This window comes from Actinoplanes cyaneus (assembly GCF_016862095.1).
Taxonomy (GTDB): domain Bacteria; phylum Actinomycetota; class Actinomycetes; order Mycobacteriales; family Micromonosporaceae; genus Actinoplanes; species Actinoplanes cyaneus.
Map to the genome: position 1 here is coordinate 1 of NZ_BOMH01000058.1, position 18,729 is coordinate 18,729.

The window sequence follows — 18,729 nt, forward strand, 5'->3', positions numbered from 1 at the left end:
ATTCCGGTAGCCGATCGTCAGTCACGCAGAGCCGCCAGGGCGCCGAGGGCGTCACGGTACGAGTGGAAGTGCAGGTCGCTCCGGGAGGCCTGCTCGCCCAGAACGAGGGATATTCCAGCGGTTCCGGGCAGTTTCGTGACGATCTCACGGATGTTGACCGGCGTGAAGTCGAGGGTGACGAGGATCAAACGGTCACCGGCCAGCGCGTTGAGGTCGCCGATCTGGAACTCCTCCGGGTATTCGGGGGACTCGTCGCGGAGGAATTGCCAGGCGTCCCGGTATTCCGCGAGGACGTCGACCTGGAACAGGGCCGCGCCGAGATCCGGATACTCGTCGTGCCCGCTGAAGATCCAGCCCGGGTCGTCGTCGTGGGAGATCTCGATGCCGGCGTAGACGATGCCGAGCCGCGCGTCGCGCAGCGCCGATCGCACCGGGGGCGGCGGCACGGCATTGATCAACGGCTGAACGTGGGTGGCGCCGACGCGCTTGGCGGCCTCGACCAGGCGGCTCGGCTTGCCGCCGGTGAGGTCCATGGCGGCCACCACCGTGGCTGTCCTGAGCGCGCCGGTGATCCCGGCGGCCTGCTCGACGGTCAGTGTCCGGTGGTCGGCGAAGCGCTCGTTCTCGGCCAGGTCGACGGCGATCATGGTGGCGCCCAGGTCCTCGAGGGCGACGGCCTCGGAGGCGGACCGCACGCGATCCACCTTGATGATCTTATTCGTCATGACGCACCACCTGGCCGGCCAGCCTTTCAGCGCCGCGGAAGTCACCCGGGACGACCCAGATCCTGCCGTTCACGTTGAGGGAGATTCTCCAGTACGGCGACCCTTCCGGTGTGTGCCGCCCGCCGCCCGGATGCACCTCGATGTTCGTGATCAGCGGATGGCCGAAGACCCGCACCTGGACGGCCTTGCCGGACGTGCCCGCCTTGCGGGTCTGCTCGGGGTACGAGGTGTAGCCCGCGGCGGTGAACAGGTCCGCGAGCTCCCGCGCGGACTTGCCCTTCACGGTGCGCGGATTGCCGGCGAGCTGATCGACGAAGGCCCTGGCAGCCCGCCCCTCGGGAGTGGCCGGTTCAGCGGGGCGCCGGTCGGCCGGCGATGGGCGCGAGCGGCCGGGCGATGCCCGGGATCGCTGCGATCGCCCGCCCTGAACGCTGGTGGAGGCGGCATCCTGCCCGGCCTTGACGCTCGAGGCGCCGGGCGAGCCCCGGGGGCGACCGTACGAGGAGCCGTCGCCGGAGGGCTTCGAGCGAGGCATCGGCGGTTACCCGCCGACCAGGCGGGCGAGGTTGGTGAGGCTGGTGGTGAGGGCTGTGGTGTACGTGGTGATGCGAGCGGCCCACTTCACCACCGCGGCGACGATCTGGGTGGCGATCACCGGGACGGTGATGACGGCCATGGCTTCCAGGGTCCAGACGATCACGCGGGCGACCAGGTCGGCGATCAGGTCGCGGACCACGTCGCGGGTGAAGCGCACCAGGTTGCCGGCGGCCTGGGTGGCGGCGGACAGCGCCGCGGCGGTGCCGCTGAGGATTCCCAGGGCTGTCACGTTGTGCGACATCATCGTGGAGTACGCCGCGGCGGCGGTGCCGTGCCAGTCGGGCAGGTCGCCACCGGTCGCGCGGTGCAGGCCGGACGCCGTGTCGTCCAGGGACGTCGCGATGTTCTGCCAGGTGGCGGCGTCGGCGGCGACCTTCTCCGGCGCGCCGGTCAGCTCGTCGAGCAGATGACGCAGGGGCTCGAAGTATTCGACGGCCCAGCCGAGGCCGTTGGCCAGCAGGGTTCCGAACGGGTCGATCGCGGCCGCGGCCACGCCGGCCCCGGCGGTCGCGCCGGTCAGGAGACCGTCCACCCAGTCGCCGCCGCGGATGGTCGTGACCAGGCCGGCCAGGTCCCCGATCATGGTGGCGCCGAGAGCGGAGCCGGGCTCGGCCGGGGCGGCGACCAGTGACGTCATGCCGGACCGCCGGCGTCGCGGATGGTGGTGGCCGACCGGGAATCCGCCGACTCGTAGTCCGCGGCGGTGGCCTGCAGGTCCGCGGCGAGCAAGTCGAGATTCTCGGCGACATACGCGGTCAGCTCGTCCTGGCGGCGGTGCCGGGCGGCCAGGATCGCCGGGAGCCAGCCGCACAGCATGCCGAACGCGCCGGTGTCCTGTGTGACGGCGGCGCCCGCGACCCGCACGGCCGCGAGGCGATCCTGGAAGGCCCGCAGGGCACCGGCGTGGCGGCGGATCTGGGCAGGATCGGCCAGGACCCCGCCGTCAGGGCCGGTCATCGCGGAACCCCGGTCTCGCCGAGCCGCTCCGCCGTCCGGGACAGCATCTCCCGGGCGGCGGCCGAGTCCGGCCCGATGCTCTCCAGGATGATGCGCCTGGTCCGGTCCGCGGCCTGACGGCGGGCGTCACCCAGCGTCGCCAGCACGGCACGGGCCAGGGTGTCGGCCCCGTGCCGGGTCGCGCCCGGCCCGAACCGGATGTCGGTCAGCGCTCCCTGCGTGTCGATGGTCAGCTCGACCAGCCGCTGCGGATCACTCGCGGTGATCCGCAGCGCGCCGAGCCGATCGCTCATGGCCCGTGTCCGGGTGGCGAGCCTGCCGAGGTCCTCCTGCCAGGCAGCGATGCGTTCCAGCGCCATACCGGGCTCGAGAAGTGGTTCTGAGGCCATACAAACTCCTCGGGAATGGTTCGAGAGGGTCTGGCTGGCCGGCCGGACTTCACGGTAGGCGAACGCGCGCACGTCCGCGACGGGCAATGCGCCGCCTGTGGATAACTACCTAACAGCCGGTGATCTGGTCGTGGTTCCAGCGTTGGGGGCCGGCCTGGTTGACCACGACGATCTCGTCGGCGCCGTCCGGGCAGACGGACTTGGCGAGGCCCGCGAACTGGGCGTCGAAGTAGTCGCGGCCGGCGGCCTGGGGGTATCCGGCCGGCGCGTCCACGTACAGCTCGATCACCCGTCTGCTGCCGGACGGGGCGTTCTTCTCGAGGTCCTTCACCGCGCTGCGGACATTCGCGGCGACCGAATCGCTGGTGATCGACCTCGTCTGGATCGCGGTCGGTCGCGGGTCCTTGCCGCGGACCAGCAGATCGATGCCGTTGCTGTCGAACGTCACTGTCGCGTCCGGGTCGGCGTGCAGGACGTCGGCCGCGATCTGCAGTTGCCGGCGACTCCCGGTCTTCTCGGTGACCGGGGTGCCGGTGACTCCCGTGTCGTACTCGAAGATCGGATTCTGCAGTTTCGTGTAGAGGGCCGACGGGTTCTCCACGCGCCGGGAGCGGACCAGTTCGCCGACCTCGGGGAGAACGCCGGTGGTGACCGCGTTCACCGTTGCGTCGATCGCCTTGTCCGGGTCGAATCGTGCGGCGCCGGCCATCGCGTCGAGCGTGAACAGCATGGCCGGTATCTGACTGGGGTCGAGCTTGCTCAGGATCGGTGAGCGCCCCGGCATCAAGCCTTTCTCCTGCAGTTGCCGCATCAGATCCAGATTCGCGCCGTGCAGTTCGGGGGCGTAGACCTGCGCGCGGTAGTCAGCGGTCACGTCCTTGTTGGTGGGCGCCGGATTCGGGAATGTCATCGCCGGTGTCGTCACGGAGTCGCCGGGCTGCAGTTTTCCGACGGCCTTCACCTCGGTGGTCGTCATTCCGGGCGCGACCGAGGCGATCACCGTGGCGTCGCCGGGCGCGGCGCCGACATTCTTCACCGTCACTGTCCAGGAACAGTTCACGGTCCGGCACGTCGTCGCGTTGACGGTCACGTCGAAGGACGGCAGTTTCGCGGCCGCCGTCTGTTCCGTCACGGCGTCCGCGGGCAGTTCGACCTTCTCGGCGTCGTCCGGCGGTGGATTCATCAGAACACTGAGGTACGGCGGGGTCGGCGCGGCCGTCTCGGCCAGGGAACCGATCGGCGCACCGTCCTGCAGGCGCCCGCCGAACCACACCAGCCGGTACGGCTTCTCGCTGGTGAACAGCATCGTCCACTCGTCGCGCCGCATCCCGACCACCGGCTCGCCGGCCACCGAGGTCACGCCGGTCATCGCCGTTCCGCCGTCGCGCACCCAGTCGATCAGTCCGGCCACCGATTCCGGGGCGAGGTCGGCGCTGTTCATCGGGAATGCGTACCCGTCAGGCCGTACCCAATTGTCCTGAAGAACGCCGATGCGGGCCGGGTCGCGACGTGCCCACCAAGCCTGATCCCCGCGGACCACGGCATTCTTGCCGGAGGCGAGGTAATCGGCTTTTCCGCCGCTGCCGGCATCGGTGAGCGTGCCGGTGGTGTCGCCGCCCTTCGCGACCGTCAGCTCACCGGTCACGTCCCATCGGTTCTGGTCGAAGTAGGTCACCTTGACCGCTGTGGCATTCTGGCCGAGCAATGCCGTCGCGGCCTGCGCCGCGATCGACGACGGCTTCGGCCCGGAATCGTCGCGCGTGCGCAGATAGACCAGGCCGCCGGCGGCGACGAGAGCCAGGAACAACGCGAGGCCGATCAGCAGGAAATGCATGCGGCGCGAATCCGGCTCCGCTTCGGTGGCGCTTTCCTGCGTGGGTACGTCGGGTGCCGGGGCAACCTGCGGAGCAGCCGGCGGGGGAGCCGTCCGTTGCCGCGGGATCTCGGTGACGGAAGGCGAGGACGACGCTGACGGCCAGAAAGGCGCGGACGGCTCGAAAGGCGCGGACGGCTCGAAGGGCGCTGACCGCTCGAAAGGCGCTGACTTCTGGGAATGCGCTGAGGGCTCGAAAGGTGCTGACTTCTCGAAAGGCGCGGACGGCGCCCGGGGTGGCGGCGCGATCGGGTCCGGAGCCTGCGGCGGGGGCTGTGTCGGCGTCGGGATCCGTGGCGGCCCGCTCCACGGCGGCTCGACGTCCCGCCGCGTCCGCTGCTGTGGCACCCGCGTCGGCGCTTCCGGTGGTGGCGTCACCAGGAACGGCGCTTCCACTTTCGGAGGCGGTGGCGCCGAGGGCGGGGTCTGCGGTGGTGGCGTCACCAGGAACGGCGCTTCCATTTCCGGAGGCGGCGGCGCCGGGGGCCGGGTCTGCGGTGGTGGCGCTGCCGGTGGCCGTTTCGGCGGTGGTGGCGCGGTGGGAGGACGCCGCTGTGGAGGCGGCGCCGAAGTCTCCGCGGGTGAGGCCGGGACCTTCTTCGGCGGCGCCCCTCCGGCCCACGGATTGCTGAGCGTCGACGAGCCGGCCCTGGCAACCGGGGTGGCGCCCGGCTGAGCAACCGGGGTGGCGGCCGGCGAAGAACCAACGGGGATGGCGGCCGGCGTAGCGGTAACCGGAGTCGTGGACGGCGGAGATGCGGCCGGGGCGCCCGGCGGAGATGCGGCCGAGTGCCGCCCAGCAGGCGTCTCCGGCGTCTCCGAGGTCTCCGAGGGCTCCGCGGCCTGCGACCGCCGCTTCGGCGGGTCGACCCGTGGCGGCGGCGAATGCGTCCGCGCAGGCGGATCCGGATCAGCGGGCGCACCCCGCCGCGGCGGCGTGTCCCACGGCCCCGGGTACTGCTCCCGCTCGCCCTCGTCGCGCTCCGAACCCACCGGCAACTCCCATCCGTAACCGGACGGGACGATCCTAGTGACCGAAGTCCATAAACGCCGACACGGCGAGATTTCTGGCACAAAGCGCAACCCGTGCGGTTGATCGGCGTCCGGGTTAAGGTCCTCCGTATGGGCGTTCGCACCTGGATCGAGGGGTGGCCGGTCTACCGGCAGCTCACCGGCACCGACCCGCTGGGTCGTGGCGCCGCGGCCCAGAGTGCACGCTCGAAGAGCCTCTCCGCGCGGACCGAGGATGCCGACTCGATGGCCCGGTCCGTCTGCCCCTATTGCGCGGTCGGCTGCGGCCAGCGGATCTATGTGAAGGACGGCGAGGTCACCCAGATCGAGGGCGACCCGGACAGCCCGATCTCCAAGGGCCGGCTGTGTCCGAAGGGCTCGGCCTCCAAGAGCCTGGTCACCAGCGACCGCCGGCAGAAGAAGGTGCTCTACCGACGGCCCTATGGGACCGATTGGGAGGAGCTCGACCTCGACACCGCGATGGACATGATCGCGGATCGGGTGCTGAAGGCCCGCGAGGAGACCTGGGAGGACGTCGACGACGAGGGCCGTCCGCTGAATCGGACGCTGGGCATCTCCAGCCTGGGCGGCGCCACGCTCGACAACGAAGAGAACTATCTGATCAAGAAGTTGTTCACGGCGGCCGGCGCGATCCAGATCGAGAACCAGGCGCGTATTTGACACTCCGCCACCGTTCCCGGTCTGGGAACCAGCTTCGGCCGTGGCGGGGCCACCGGATTCCTCCAGGATCTGGCTAACGCCGACTGCATCATCATCCAGGGGTCCAACATGGCGGAGGCCCACCCCGTGGGCTTCCAGTACGTGGTGGACGCGAAGAACCGTGGCGCGAAGGTCATTCACATCGACCCGCGGTTCACCCGGACCAGCGCGCTGGCGCACACCTATGTGCCGATGCGGGCCGGGGCGGACATCGCGTTCCTGGGCGGGGTGATCAACTACATCCTCGGCAACGAGAAGGACTTCCGGGAGTACGTGGTCGCGTACACCAATGCGTCCATGATCGTCAGTGAGGACTTCCAGGACACCGAGGACCTCGACGGCCTGTTCTCCGGCTTCGACCCGGAGACGAAGGCGTACCACCAGGGCAGCTGGGCCTACGAGGGCCAGGAGCGGGACGACTCGGTCCAGGATCACGACGAGTCGCACATCGACCGGGAGACCGCCTCCGGCCTGGAACAGGAGTCGCACGGCCCGCCGATCCCCGCCGGTGTGCCGCGGGACCCGACGCTGCAGCATCCGCGCTGCGTCTACCAGATCCTCAAGCGGCACTACGCGCGGTACACGCCGGAGCTGGTCGAGAGCCTCTGCGGCGTGCCCCGGGACAAGTTCCTCGAGGTCTGCGAGGCGTGGACGAGCAACTCCGGCCGTGAGCGCACCACCGCGCTGGTCTACTCGGTCGGCTGGACCCAGCACAGCGTCGGGGTGCAGTACATCCGCACCGGCGCGATCATCCAGCTGCTGCTGGGCAACATGGGCCGGCCCGGCGGTGGCGTGATGGCGCTGCGCGGGCACGCCAGCATCCAGGGCTCGACCGACATCCCGACACTGTTCAACCTGCTGCCGGGCTATCTGCCGATGCCGCACCACACGCAGCACGAGACGTTCCGGCAATGGGTCGACGCGATCCGCCACCCCGAGCAGAAGGGTTTCTGGGCCGACGCCGAGTCCTACGCCGTCAGCCTGCTCAAGGCGTACTGGGGGGACGCGGCGACCGCCGAGAACAACTGGGGGTATGACTTCCTGCCGCGCCTGACCGGCGACCACGGCACGTACCAGCAGGTCCTGAGCATGATCGACGGGAAGATCAAGGGTTACTTCCTGCTGGGGCAGAACCCCGCCGTCGGTTCCGCGCACGGTCGCGCCCAGCGGCTGGGCATGGCGAACCTGGACTGGCTCGTCGTCCGCGACCTGTTCATGATCGAGTCGGCGACGTTCTGGAAGGACGGTCCCGAGGTCGCCACCGGTGAGATCGTCCCGGAGCAGTGCAAGACCGAGGTCTTCTTCATGCCGGCCGCCTCGCACGCCGAGAAGGAGGGCACGTTCACGCAGACGCAGCGGATGCTGCAGTGGCGCGAGAAGGCCCTCGACCCGCCGGGTGACTGCCGCTCCGAGCTGTGGTTCTTCACCCGGCTCGGCCAGTTGATGCGGGAGAGGCTGGCCGGCTCGACGCTGGAGCGCGACCAGGCCCTGCTGAAGCTGAAGTGGGATTACTCGGGGGACGACGGCGAGGAGGTGCTGCGCGAGATCAACGGCTACGACGTGGCCACCGGCGAGCCGCTGCCGAACTTCACCGCGCTCAAGGCCGACGGCTCCACCGCGTGCGGCTGCTGGATCTACTCGGGCGTGTTCAAGGACGGGGTGAACCAGGCCGCCCGCCGCAAGCCCGGCTCGGAGCAGGACTGGGTGGCGCGCGAGTGGGGCTGGGCGTGGCCGTCCGACCGTCGCACGCTCTACAACCGCGCCTCCGCCGACCCCGAGGGCCGCCCCTGGTCGGAGCGGAAGAAGTATGTGTGGTGGGACGCCGAGGCCGGTGAGTGGACCGGTTACGACGTGCCCGACTTCGAGAAGAACAAGGCGCCCGACTACCGTCCGCCGGAGGGCGCGAGCGGTGTCGAGGCGATCGCCGGCGACGACGCGTTCATCATGCAGGGCGACGGGAAGGGCTGGCTCTACGCGCCGAGCGGCCTGATCGACGGCCCGATGCCGACGCATTACGAACCGGTTGAGTCCGTCGTCGCCAATCCGCTCTACACCCAGCAGGCCAACCCGACGCGCAAGACCTACGAGCGTGCGGACAACCCGGCCAACACCAATGCCGAGATCTTCCCGTACGTCTTCAGCACCAGCCGCTTGACCGAACATCACACGGCGGGCGGCATGAGCCGGCAGTTGGCGTACCTGTCGGAGCTGCAACCGGAGATGTTCGTCGAGGTGTCGCCGGCGCTGGCCGCCGAGCGCGGCCTGGAGCACCTGGGCTGGGCGCACATCATCACGTCCCGGGCCGCGATCGAGGCGCGCGTGCTGGTCACCGACCGGCTCACGCCGCTGCGCGTGGAGGGGCGGGTCATCCACCAGATCTGGATGCCGTACCACTGGGGGAGCAACGGCCTGGTCACCGGCGACTCGGCGAACGACCTGCTCGGCATCACGCTGGACCCGAACGTGCTGATCCAGGAGAGCAAGGTCGGCACCTGCGACATCCAGCCCGGCCGCCGCCCGGTCGGCCCCGCGCTGCTCGATCTGGTCCGGACGTATCGTGAGCGGGCCGGCTCGGACACGGAGGAGCACTGAGGTGGACGAGAACAGCTTCTTTGGCCCGATCGACCCGGCCACCGACGCGGGCTATGTGGACGCGCCGCCCCGGATGGGGTTCTTCACCGACACCAGCGTCTGCATCGGCTGCAAGGCGTGCGAGGTGGCCTGCAAGGAGTGGAACGCGGTCCCGGATGACGGGTTCGACCTGCTCGGGCACTCGTACGACAACACGGGCGGGCTCAGCGCGAACTCGTGGCGGCACGTGGCGTTCATCGAGCAGCCGGAGAAACCCGTACCGGAAGTGATCGATGTCTTCGCGGCGGCCGCGACCGGAAGCGAGCCGCAGTTCCTCGGCATGCCCGGGAAGGACCTGCCGGGGCGGACCCCGGATGCTCCGCGCACCGATTTCCGCTGGCTGATGATGTCCAACGTGTGCAAGCACTGCACGCACGCCGGCTGCCTGGACGTGTGCCCGACCGGCGCGCTGTTCCGCACCGAGTTCGGCACCGTCGTGGTGCAGGAGGACATCTGCAACGGGTGCGGCTACTGCATTCCGGCCTGCCCCTACGGCGTCATCGACCAGCGCAAGGACGACGGCCGGGCGTGGAAGTGCACGATGTGTTACGACCGGATCGGCGACGGCCTGATGCCGGCGTGCGCGAAAGCCTGCCCGACCCAGTCCATTCAGTACGGTGAGCTGGACGAGCTGCGCGGGCGGGCGCAGCATCGGGTGGAGAAACTGCACGAGCAGGGAGTGACCGAGGCCCGGCTCTACGGGCACGACCCGGAGGATGGCGTCGGCGGCGACGGCGCGTTCTTCCTGCTGCTCGACGAGCCCGAGGTGTACGGTCTGCCGCCGGACCCGATCGTCACCACGCGCGACCTGCCGGCCATGTGGAGACGCGCCGGAATGGCCGGGCTCGCGATGGCCGCAGCCGTGGTCGTGTCCTTCCTGGGAGGCCGTTCGTGACCACCCCGTCCCCGAAAGAGCGTCGCGGAGACTCCGGTGGCGGCCGTGGAGGTGGCCGGCGCGGGAACCGGGACCGGTCGATGGTGCCGCCCGCCGACTTCCGCTCCTACTACGGGCACCCGATCGTGCGTCCGGCCGTCTGGAAGCACGACATCGCCGCGTACCTGTTCACCGGCGGGCTCGCCGCAGGCTCCGCGCTGCTCGCGGCGGGCGGCGACGCCACCGGGCGCCCCGCGCTGCGCCGCGCCGGCCGCACGACGGCCCTCGGCGCGCTCGTGGCCAGCACGTACTTCCTGATCAACGACCTGGGCCGCCCGGAGCGCTTCCACCACATGCTCCGGGTGGCGAAACCGACCTCGCCGATGTCGATGGGCACCTGGATCCTGAGCGCGTTCGGGGCGGCGGCCGGCGTCGCCGCGGTCGCCGAGGCCGCGCCGCTGCTGCCCGATCGCGGGGTCACCGGGCTCGCCCGGAAACTGCTGCCGCCGCTGGGCACCGCCGGGCAGTACGGCGCCGCCGCCGTGGCGCCGGCGCTGGCCACCTACACCGCGGTGCTGCTCGCCGACACCGCGACGCCGAGCTGGCACGCGGCGTACCCGGAGTTGCCGTTCGTCTTCGCCGGCAGCGCGCTGGCCAGCGGCGCCGGCGTCGGGCTGATCGCCGCGCCGCCGGAGCAGGCCGGCCCGGCCCGCAGGATGGCGGTGTTCGGCGCGGCCATGGAGCTCTACGGCGCCCACCGTGTCGAAACCGGCAAGGGCCTGTTGAGCGAGCCCTACGCGCAGGGGCGTCCCGGGAAACTGCTGCGTGCCGGGCGGGCGCTGACCGCCGCCGGGGTGGCCGGGGCGATCCTGGGCCGTCGCAGCCGGGTGGTGTCGGCGCTCTCCGGGTTGTCGCTGCTGACCGCGTCGCTGGCGACCCGGTTCGGGATCTTCGAGGGGGGCGTCGCCTCGGCGGAGGATCCCAGGTACACGGTCGTCCCGCAACGGGAGCGCCTGGCCGCGAGAAACGCCGAGCCGGAGGATTCTCCCGGTCGGTAGGAATCGTCGTTCCGTGGGGGTTTTCTGCCCGGTTGTTGCCTTTGGCCGAGTCGTATTCGGACGGTTTCGGACCGTGATGGCCGGTATGAAACTGGCTGGCGGGCGTCCGGTAGGCTGCAACCCTGGTCGATGGATCCTGATCGGCCACCGGGGAGGTAATGGACTTGACCGCGCGGGATTCGTCCGGCTGAAAGCCATCGATCATTGTGACGACGCTGATGTCGTACCGAATGTGAAATCCATTCCTACCGATCTCGTTGAACCGCTTTTCTGCTCGGGGGATCCACATGACTCAGCCGCCGCCTTGGCAACCACCGGAACAGCCGTCACCCGACCAGGCCTGGCAGCCGCCGCACCCGCAGGTCCCGCAGCAGCGCCGTCCGCAGGACGAGCCGACCACGCCGGTCTCCGACGCGCCGGCGCAGCAGCCGGAGCCCGCGGAGCCGGTCTCCGGGACGCCGGACCAGGCGCCGGATCCGGCACCTCGGCCGTCCTCCCAGGACCCTGACCCGACCACGCCGATCTCCGCGGCGCCGCAGCCGCCGCACCAGAGCGACCCGACCGCACCGATCTCCGGCCTGCCGCAGCCCGGCTCCGACCCGCTCGCCACCACGCCCGGCTGGCCGCAGCCCCTGGGGCAGCAGCAGGATCCGTGGCAGCAGCCGCAGCCGCCCCAGCAGCCGTGGCCCGGTCAGCAGCCCGGTCAGCCGCAGCCGTGGCCCGGTCAGCCCCAGCCGGGTCAGCCCCAGCAGCCGTGGCCCGGTCAGCCTCAGCCTCAGCAGCCGTGGCCCGGCCAGCAGCTTCCCGGCCAGCCGCAACAGCCGTGGCCCGGTCAGCCGCAGCCGGGTCAGCCCTGGCCGCAGCAGCCGCCCGCCGGCTGGGATCAGCAGGGCTGGCAGCAGGCGCCGCCGCCGATGGCCCCGCCCCCGCCGAAGGAGCCGGCGAAGACCGATCGGCTCGCTGCGGCGGCCGGCAACGCCTCGTTCCTGAGCCTGGGCTACTTCATGATGCGGCGGCCCGGCTTCGGCGTGCTCACCCTGCTGGTCTCGTTCATCCTGCTGTTCTTCGTCGTCCCCTCGGTGCACACGGTCCTGATCGAGGTCGTCGCGGTGCTCTGGTGGCTCGCGATGATCGCGCACGGCTGGTTCCTGGCCAAGGGCCCGGTCGAGCCGGCCGCCAAGCTGCGCCAGCGGATCGTCGGGGTGGCCGCCGCGGTGGCGGTCCTGCTGGTCCTGGGCCTGCTGCGGGTGCAGGCCGGCGGCATCGGCCAGGCGGTCACCGACGCCAAGGCCAACGGTGACTGCACGCACGCGCTGGAGAAACTCGACAAGGTGTGGCTCGGCCTGCGGATCGCGAACGCGCCGCTGGCCGCCAAGGACGATGACACGGTCACCGCCTGTCACGAGCTGAACCAGGCGCAGGAGAAGCTGAAGGCCGGCCTGAGCTCCGCCGACACCACCGAGCTGAACAACGGCTTCACCCAGCTCAACTCGGTGCTGGCCGGCAAGCCCGGCCACGAGCGGATGACCGACAAGGTGCTCGACCAGTTCCTGGCCGGCCTGCCCGTCTCCGACGCCTGTGACACCGTCAAGATCACGCGGTGGCTCGGCGACCGGGCGAAGTCCGGCAACTCGCTGGACCGCTCCGCCGACGTGGTGCCGCAGCACGAGCCGGCCGCGATGCTCGGCTGCGCCGACAGCTACATGACGGCCAAGAGCTGGGACTCCGCGAAGGGCGCCTACCAGCAGCTGATCAACACGTACCCGAACGACCCGAACAAGGGCCGCGCCGAGGAGGGCATCGCGAAGGCGGAGCTCGCCATCGAGCTGGACACGCTGCGCGAGCGGACGACCGGCTCCTCCCCGTCGTACTGCGAGAACCCGTCGAAGTACAGCGCCGCCAAGGCGTACGGCAAGGGCACCAACAAGGCGATGGTCTTCGGGAACGACACGCAGTCGGACCGGCTCCCCGGGGCCTGGAAGACCACCGACCCCGAGGCGGCGAACCTGATCCTGTGCGTCAGCTCGGACTCGCAGGGCGCCGCGGTCCGCACCTGTGACTATCGGGGCAGTCTTGGCACGGGTCGCTACCCGGTGACCTTCCACAAGGTGAAGGTGACGGTGAAGGGCTACGAGATCCGCAGCGGCCGGCTGATCATCAACCAGACGCTGCAGTTCGGCGGGTCGAGCTGCCCGTCGACGGTCCGCTACACGTCGACCCTCGGGACGGACTTCGGGCCGCCGCGCCACATGGAGGTCACGGTGAACGCCGCCGATGTCCGGGGGCAGTTCCAGAAGCTGATCGTCAAGTAACACCGGGCAAGGGCGGGGCTTCGCGGCCCCGCCCTTCTCTATGCCCCGTGATAGAAGAACCGGCCGAGCCCGACCGTGAAGATCGTGATGCCGTAGAGCGCGTGCTCGACCGACACCGTCAGCAGCGACCGCGACCGCTGATACCGGCGCGCGAAGAGCCACCCGCCGCCGACCGTCAGCACCACCGCCAGAACGTTGCCGAACAGCAGATGCGCGAACCCGAACGCGATCGCGCTCGCCCCGGCCGCCGCCCGCTCCGTGCGCAGGAGCCGCCGATAGCGGTGCAGCAGGAACGCCCGGTAGAGGACCTCCTGCGGATACACCGACGCCAGCGGGTAGAGGACCACGATCAGCAGCCACAACAGCGTCTGCTCCCGCGGCATGTCGAACAGATGCCCGCGGTCGAGAATGGCCACGCCGGCGGTGGCGAGAACCGAGAAGACCGCCCATCGGGCGACCATCGCGGGCAGGGCGGGCCGCAACGCTTGCGGCCGCCACAGGTCACGGTTGTCGAATTCGCGCGTACGGACGAGGTACGTCACCGCCACGGCCCCGCCCAGCACGAGCGCCGGGATCGGGCCGCCCGGGACGTGGGCCACGACGAACAGCCCGACCAGCCCGTAGAAGACGAGCAGATGCTCCACGATCACCGTCGGGGACGGTAGACGCGCCGGGCGACGGGCACGCGACGCCCGGATGGCGCGCAGGTGTCACCTGATCTGGACGGTGATCCCCTCGTACGCGGGAAGCAACTCCCCGATGATCGGGAACCCTGGCACCTCGCCGGCGACGAGCAGCCCGCCGGAGGTCTGCGCGTCGGCCAGCAGCAGCAACTCGTCCTCGGTCGCCGCGCCGCCGTCCAGCTGCGGGCGGACCCAGTCGAGGTTGCGCCGGGTGCCGCCGCTGACGAACCCGTCCGCGAGGGCCTGGCGTGCGCCGTCCAGATAGGGCACCGCCGCCGCGTCGACCCGGGCGGTCACGCCGCTGGCCCGGGCCAGTTTGTGCAGGTGCCCGAGCAGCCCGAAACCGGTCACGTCGGTCGCGCACACCACGCCGGCGGCCAGCGCGGCCTCGGACGCGGCCCGGTTCAGCTCGGTCATCGCGGCGATCGCCTGCGGGAACACCTCACCGGTCTGCTTGTGCCGGGAGTTGAGCACGCCCACGCCGAGCGGCTTCGTCAGGGTCAGCGGCACCCCGGGCTTGCCGGCGTCGTTGCGCATCAGCCGGGCCGGGTCGGCGACGCCGGTGACCGCCATGCCGTACTTCGGCTCGGGATCGTCGACACTGTGCCCGCCGGCCACGTGACAGCCCGCGGCGCGCGCGACGTCCAGCCCGCCGCGCAGCACCTCGCCGGCCAGCTCCATCGGCAGCACGTCCCGCGGCCAGCCCAGCAGGTTCACCGCGACGACCGGGGCGCCGCCCATCGCGTAGACGTCGGAGAGCGCGTTGGCGGCCGCGATCCGCCCCCAGTCGTACGGGTCGTCGACCACCGGTGTGAAGAAGTCCGCCGTCGCCACGATCGCCGTCCCCGCCGCGATCCGCACCACCGCCGCGTCGTCCCCGTCGTCCAGGCCGACCAGCAGCTCACCCGGGCCGCGCGGCGCCTCGCCACCGATCAGGCCGGCGACCACCGACTCCAGCTCACCGGGCGGGATCTTGCAGGCACAGCCACCGCCGTGCGCGTACTGCGTCAACCGGATCGTCACCATCGCACTCTCGCACACGTCGCGGCGAGCGCCATCCGGGCGATCCGATACGGTGATCGTGGAGGCGTTCAGGCGGCTGGTGCTCCTCGCGGTCTTCAACACCGACGTGACCCGGGATCCGGGTCAGGCGGGTTCGATTCCCGTCCGCCTCCGCCAGCACTTCTGGAGAGGTCAGTGGATCGACGGCGCGAGATTCCCCGGACGGACGCGGTCCTGTCCGACACGCGTCTGCGGGCCGCCGCCGAGCGGCTCGGGCGCGGGCCGGTCAAGGACGCGATCCGCGCGGCCCAGGCGCGGGCACGCGCCGGTGAGCTGGACCCGGAGGGTGTCGCCGACGCGGCCGTGGCCGCCCTGCCGGCGACCGCGGGCGGGTTGCGGCCGGTGCTCAACGCGACCGGCGTCGTCCTGCACACCAACCTCGGCCGGGCCGCGCTCTCGCCCGCCGCGGTCGACGCCATCATCGCGGCCAGCGGAAACACCGACGTCGAGCTGGACCTGGAGACCGGCAGGCGGGCCCGTCGCGGCCGGACGGCGCTCGCCACCCTCGCGGGCGCGGTCCCCGCGGCCGGCGGCGTGCACGTGGTCAACAACGGCGCGGCGGCGCTGGTCCTCGCGGCCACCGCGCTCGCGGCCGGGCGCGAGATCATCGTCAGCCGCGGCGAGATGGTGGAGATCGGCGACGGATTCCGCCTGCCGGACCTGCTGGAATCCACCGGGGCGCGGCTGCGCGAGGTCGGCACGACCAACCGTACGTCGGCAAAGGACTATGCCGCGGCGGTCGGCCCGCAGACCGGGTTCATCCTCAAGGTGCACCCGTCGAACTTCGTGGTCCGCGGTTTCACCAGCGCCGCCGGAATCCCCGCGCTGACCGGTCTCGGCGTGCCGGTCGTCGCGGACATCGGCTCCGGCCTGCTCGCGCCCGACCCGCTGCTGCCCGACGAGCCGGACGCGGCGAGCACCCTGCGGGCCGGCGCCGGCCTGGTCATCGCCAGCGGCGACAAGCTGCTCGGCGGCCCGCAGGCCGGTCTGCTGCTCGGCGACGCCGGCCTGGTCGAGCGCCTGCGCCGGCACCCCCTGGCACGGGCGTTGCGGGTGGACAAACTGACCCTCGCGGCGCTGCAGGCCACCCTCGCCGGGCCGGTCACGCCGACCTGGCGGGCACTCCGCTACGACCCGGCCGAGCTGCGGGAACGCACAGTGCGACTGGCCTCGCGGCTGCCGATGGCCGAGGTCGTCGCGTCGGTCGCGGTCGTCGGCGGGGGCGGGGCGCCGGAACTCGAGCTGCCCTCCTGGTCACTGTCGATTCCTCCGGCGTACGCCGTGGTGCTGCGCCTCGCCGATCCGCCGATCGTCGGCCGGGTCGAACGGGGGCGGCTGCTGCTCGACCTGCGCTGCGTCCCGCCGTCCGCGGACGACCTGATCCTCGGGGCGATCGTCGCGGCGGGGGACCGGCCGTGCACGTGACAGCTGTGGTCCGGCGCGGTCGGCGGGCGGAGGCTTACGTGCGCGTGACTGCTGGAGTGCACGGTCCGATCGCCGGTCCGGGGGGATGACGTGCACGTGATCGCGACCGCCGGGCATGTTGACCACGGGAAGTCGACGCTGGTCAGGGCGTTGACCGGGATGGAACCGGACCGGTGGGCGGAGGAACGCCGCCGCGGCATGACCATCGACCTCGGGTTCGCCTGGACCGGGCTGGAGTCCGGGGCGACGGTGGCGTTCGTGGACGTGCCGGGCCACGAACGGTTCGTGCCGAACATGCTGGCCGGGGTCGGCCCGGTGCCGGCCGCCATGATCGTGGTCGCCGCCGACGAGGGGTGGAAGCCGCAGTCCGCCGAGCATCTGGCCGCGCTCGACGCGCTCGGGGTGCGGCACGGGCTGCTCGTCGTGACCCGTTCCGATCTGGCCGGCCCCGGGCCCGCCACCACGGCCGCGCTCGCCGAGATCGCGGCCACCTCCCTCGGCGAGGTCGAGGCCGTGGCCGTCAGCGGAGTGACCGGGGACGGGCTGCCGAAGCTGCGGTCGGCCCTGGATCGGCTGGTCGAGCGGCTGCCGGATGCGGACGGGGACGCGGCGGTGCGGCTCTGGATCGACCGGGCGTTCACGATCAAGGGCGCCGGGACGGTGGTGACCGGGACGCTCGGGGCCGGCACCCTGCGGGTCGGGGACGAGCTGGAGCTGACCGGATCCGATCGGCCGGTCCGGGTACGCGGGCTGCAGAGTCTCGGGCAGCCGGCTTCCGTGGTGCCCGGCGTCGCCCGCGTGGCGGTCAACCTGCGCGGCGTGGACAAGGACACCGTGGGGCGTGGCGAGGCGCTGCTGACGCCGGGGCGGTTCCGGCCGACCGAGCTGATCGACGTGCGGGTGCACGGGGACGCGACGGTCGGGCTGCCGTCGACGCTGACCCTGCACGTGGGGTCGGCCGCGGTGCCGGTGCGGGTGCGGCCGCTGGGCCCGGACACGGCTCGGCTGCGGCTGGGGCGGGCGCTTCCCCTGCGGATCGGGGACCGGGCGTTGCTGCGCGATCCCGGCCGTCACCACGTCGTCGGTGGAGTCACCGTCCTCGACGTGGCGCCGCCCGGGCTGCGGCGCCGGGGAGCCGCTGCCGCGCGAGCCGCCGAACTGGACGGGATGTCCGGGGTGGCGGACCTCGCCGGGGAGTTGCGGCGCCGGCGGCTGGCGCACCGGGACGAGCTGGAACGGATGGGAGTGCCGCTCGGTGAGCCGGTGGCGGGGGAGTGGCTCGCCGATCCCGCGTACTGGGCTTCTCTGGGTTCGCAGTTGATCGGTGTCGTCGAGGACCATGCCGCGAAGAATCCGCTGGAGACGGGCATCCCCGTGGAGGAGTTGCGGCATCGGCTCGGGCTGCCGGATCGGGAGCTCGTGACGGCGCTGGTCCGGTCACCACTGACCGTGCAGGGCGGGCGGGTCGCGCCGGGTGGGCGGTCGCTGCCCGCCGAGCTGGTCCAGGCTGTCGAGAAGGCGTTCGAGGACTCCCCGCCGTTCGTGGCCCCCGAGACGTATCGGCTCGCCGAGCTCGGGCTGGGCGCCCGGCAGCTCGCCGCCGCCGTCCGGCTCGGACTCCTCGTCCAGCTCGCCCCGAACGTGGTGCTGCGGGCGGGCGCTCCGGCCGCGGCGGCGGAGGTCCTCGCCGCGATTCCGCAACCGTTCACGCTCAGCGAGGCGCGGCAGGCGCTCGGCACCAGCCGTCGCGTGGCCGTCCCGCTCCTGGAACTGCTCGACCGCACGGGCGTGACGCGGCGGCTGGCGGACGATCGCCGTACCGTCTAATCGGTGATCTTGGTGGCGTTGCCGCGGGCGGCCTCGACCGTGTAGCGGCGTCCGGCCTCGTCCAGCTTGTCGAGCGCCGCGTCCACCAGATCCAGGCCCAGCACATCCGCGAGCCGCACCAGGTAGACGGTGACGTCGCCGATCTCCGCCCGCACCCGCGGCCCGAGCTCCGGATCCGCCATCACGGTCGCCGACTGCTCCGGCGTCAGCCACTGCAACTCCGCCAGCAACTCGCCGACCTCACCGGCCAGGGCCATCGCCAGGTTCTTCGGCGTGTGGAACTGCTCCCAGTCCCGCTCGCGCGCGAATGCCCGTAACCGTTCCGTCAGCTCATCCATGCTCGACACGCCATCAGTCCAGCACAGCGCCACCCGGCGATCCGCCGGACCCGCAGACGACGCGGCCTCCCCGACGCCCCTCGGCCATGTCGTAACCTGGGGCGCGAGGGTGTTCCCGCGTTCCGCTGCCGATCCGGCGTCCTCGTGGGGGCAATCGAGAAACAGGAATCGAGCGTTGTAAGGCGTCCCTCATCATATCGATGAAGACTCATCCGCCCGTTGAAAGAGGAAAACAAATCTCGGTGGA

14 protein-coding genes, 1 tRNA gene and 1 pseudogene are annotated in these 18,729 nt (G+C 71.4%); 7 read left to right on the plus strand and 9 right to left on the minus strand.

Going from position 1 to position 18,729, the window contains the following annotated elements; translation table 11 throughout:
* Nucleotides 1–17 precede the first annotated feature (17 nt).
* From Acy02nite_RS34365 to Acy02nite_RS34390, 6 genes are all read right to left on the minus strand, one after another.
* On the minus strand, nt 18–725 hold the full coding sequence (locus Acy02nite_RS34365) for a hypothetical protein (RefSeq protein WP_203750621.1): 708 nt from the start codon (nt 723–725) through the stop codon (nt 18–20).
* Nucleotides 715–1,260, minus strand: a complete 546-nt coding sequence (locus Acy02nite_RS34370) for a hypothetical protein (RefSeq protein ID WP_203750624.1) — start codon at nt 1,258–1,260, stop codon at nt 715–717. Before Acy02nite_RS34370 ends, Acy02nite_RS34365 begins: the two co-directional genes overlap by 11 nt.
* Nucleotides 1,261–1,266: 6 nt before the next feature.
* Entirely contained in the window at nt 1,267–1,959 is a 693-nt protein-coding gene (locus Acy02nite_RS34375) for a hypothetical protein (protein WP_203750627.1), read from the minus strand.
* Nucleotides 1,956–2,279, minus strand: a complete 324-nt coding sequence (locus Acy02nite_RS34380; RefSeq protein ID WP_203750629.1) for a type VII secretion target — start codon at nt 2,277–2,279, stop codon at nt 1,956–1,958. Before Acy02nite_RS34380 ends, Acy02nite_RS34375 begins: the two co-directional genes overlap by 4 nt.
* Nucleotides 2,276–2,668 (minus strand): YbaB/EbfC family nucleoid-associated protein, encoded by a 393-nt coding sequence (locus Acy02nite_RS34385; protein WP_203750632.1) that lies wholly within the window; start codon nt 2,666–2,668, stop codon nt 2,276–2,278. Before Acy02nite_RS34385 ends, Acy02nite_RS34380 begins: the two co-directional genes overlap by 4 nt.
* Nucleotides 2,669–2,777: 109 nt before the next feature.
* Complete coding sequence (locus tag Acy02nite_RS34390) at nt 2,778–4,502, minus strand: hypothetical protein (RefSeq protein ID WP_203750635.1); 1,725 nt, start codon at nt 4,500–4,502, stop codon at nt 2,778–2,780.
* Between the two features lie 1,161 nt (nt 4,503–5,663).
* On the opposite strand from Acy02nite_RS34390, the pseudogene fdh reads away from it, so the two are divergent.
* From fdh to Acy02nite_RS34415, 4 genes and pseudogenes are all read left to right on the plus strand, one after another.
* Nucleotides 5,664–8,843: pseudogene (gene fdh, locus Acy02nite_RS34400) on the plus strand (formate dehydrogenase); the annotation flags it as partial.
* Nucleotides 8,844–8,865: 22 nt separating this feature from the next.
* On the plus strand, nt 8,866–9,798 hold the full coding sequence (locus Acy02nite_RS34405) for a 4Fe-4S dicluster domain-containing protein (RefSeq protein WP_203750656.1): 933 nt from the start codon (nt 8,866–8,868) through the stop codon (nt 9,796–9,798).
* 80 nt (nt 9,799–9,878) lie between these two features.
* Complete coding sequence (gene nrfD / locus Acy02nite_RS34410; protein WP_203750671.1) at nt 9,879–10,835, plus strand: NrfD/PsrC family molybdoenzyme membrane anchor subunit; 957 nt, start codon at nt 9,879–9,881, stop codon at nt 10,833–10,835.
* A gap of 287 nt (nt 10,836–11,122) precedes the next feature.
* On the plus strand, nt 11,123–13,147 hold the full coding sequence (locus Acy02nite_RS34415) for a tetratricopeptide repeat protein (RefSeq protein WP_203750674.1): 2,025 nt from the start codon (nt 11,123–11,125) through the stop codon (nt 13,145–13,147).
* Between the two features lie 38 nt (nt 13,148–13,185).
* Here Acy02nite_RS34415 and Acy02nite_RS34420 read toward each other — a convergent pair whose 3' ends face one another.
* Nucleotides 13,186–13,797 carry a CPBP family glutamic-type intramembrane protease gene (locus Acy02nite_RS34420; protein ID WP_203750677.1) on the minus strand — a complete coding sequence of 204 codons (612 nt, stop codon included), beginning with the start codon at nt 13,795–13,797 and terminating at the stop codon, nt 13,186–13,188.
* 60 nt (nt 13,798–13,857) lie between these two features.
* Nucleotides 13,858–14,853: a selenide, water dikinase SelD gene (gene selD / locus Acy02nite_RS34425; protein WP_239175460.1), complete on the minus strand. Its 996-nt coding sequence runs from the start codon at nt 14,851–14,853 to the stop codon at nt 13,858–13,860.
* Between the two features lie 60 nt (nt 14,854–14,913).
* On the opposite strand from selD, the gene Acy02nite_RS34430 reads away from it, so the two are divergent.
* From Acy02nite_RS34430 to selB, 3 genes are all read left to right on the plus strand, one after another.
* Nucleotides 14,914–15,009 (plus strand) — tRNA-Sec (locus Acy02nite_RS34430).
* An 18-nt stretch (nt 15,010–15,027) separates the two neighbouring features.
* Complete coding sequence (gene selA, locus Acy02nite_RS34435; RefSeq protein WP_203750683.1) at nt 15,028–16,317, plus strand: L-seryl-tRNA(Sec) selenium transferase; 1,290 nt, start codon at nt 15,028–15,030, stop codon at nt 16,315–16,317.
* Between the two features lie 90 nt (nt 16,318–16,407).
* Nucleotides 16,408–18,144 carry a selenocysteine-specific translation elongation factor gene (gene selB, locus Acy02nite_RS34440; RefSeq protein ID WP_203750685.1) on the plus strand — a complete coding sequence of 579 codons (1,737 nt, stop codon included), beginning with the start codon at nt 16,408–16,410 and terminating at the stop codon, nt 18,142–18,144.
* Here selB and Acy02nite_RS34445 read toward each other — a convergent pair.
* Complete coding sequence (locus tag Acy02nite_RS34445; protein ID WP_203750688.1) at nt 18,141–18,482, minus strand: nucleotide pyrophosphohydrolase; 342 nt, start codon at nt 18,480–18,482, stop codon at nt 18,141–18,143. The genes selB and Acy02nite_RS34445 overlap by 4 nt on opposite strands.
* Between the last annotated feature and the right edge of the window lie 247 nt (nt 18,483–18,729).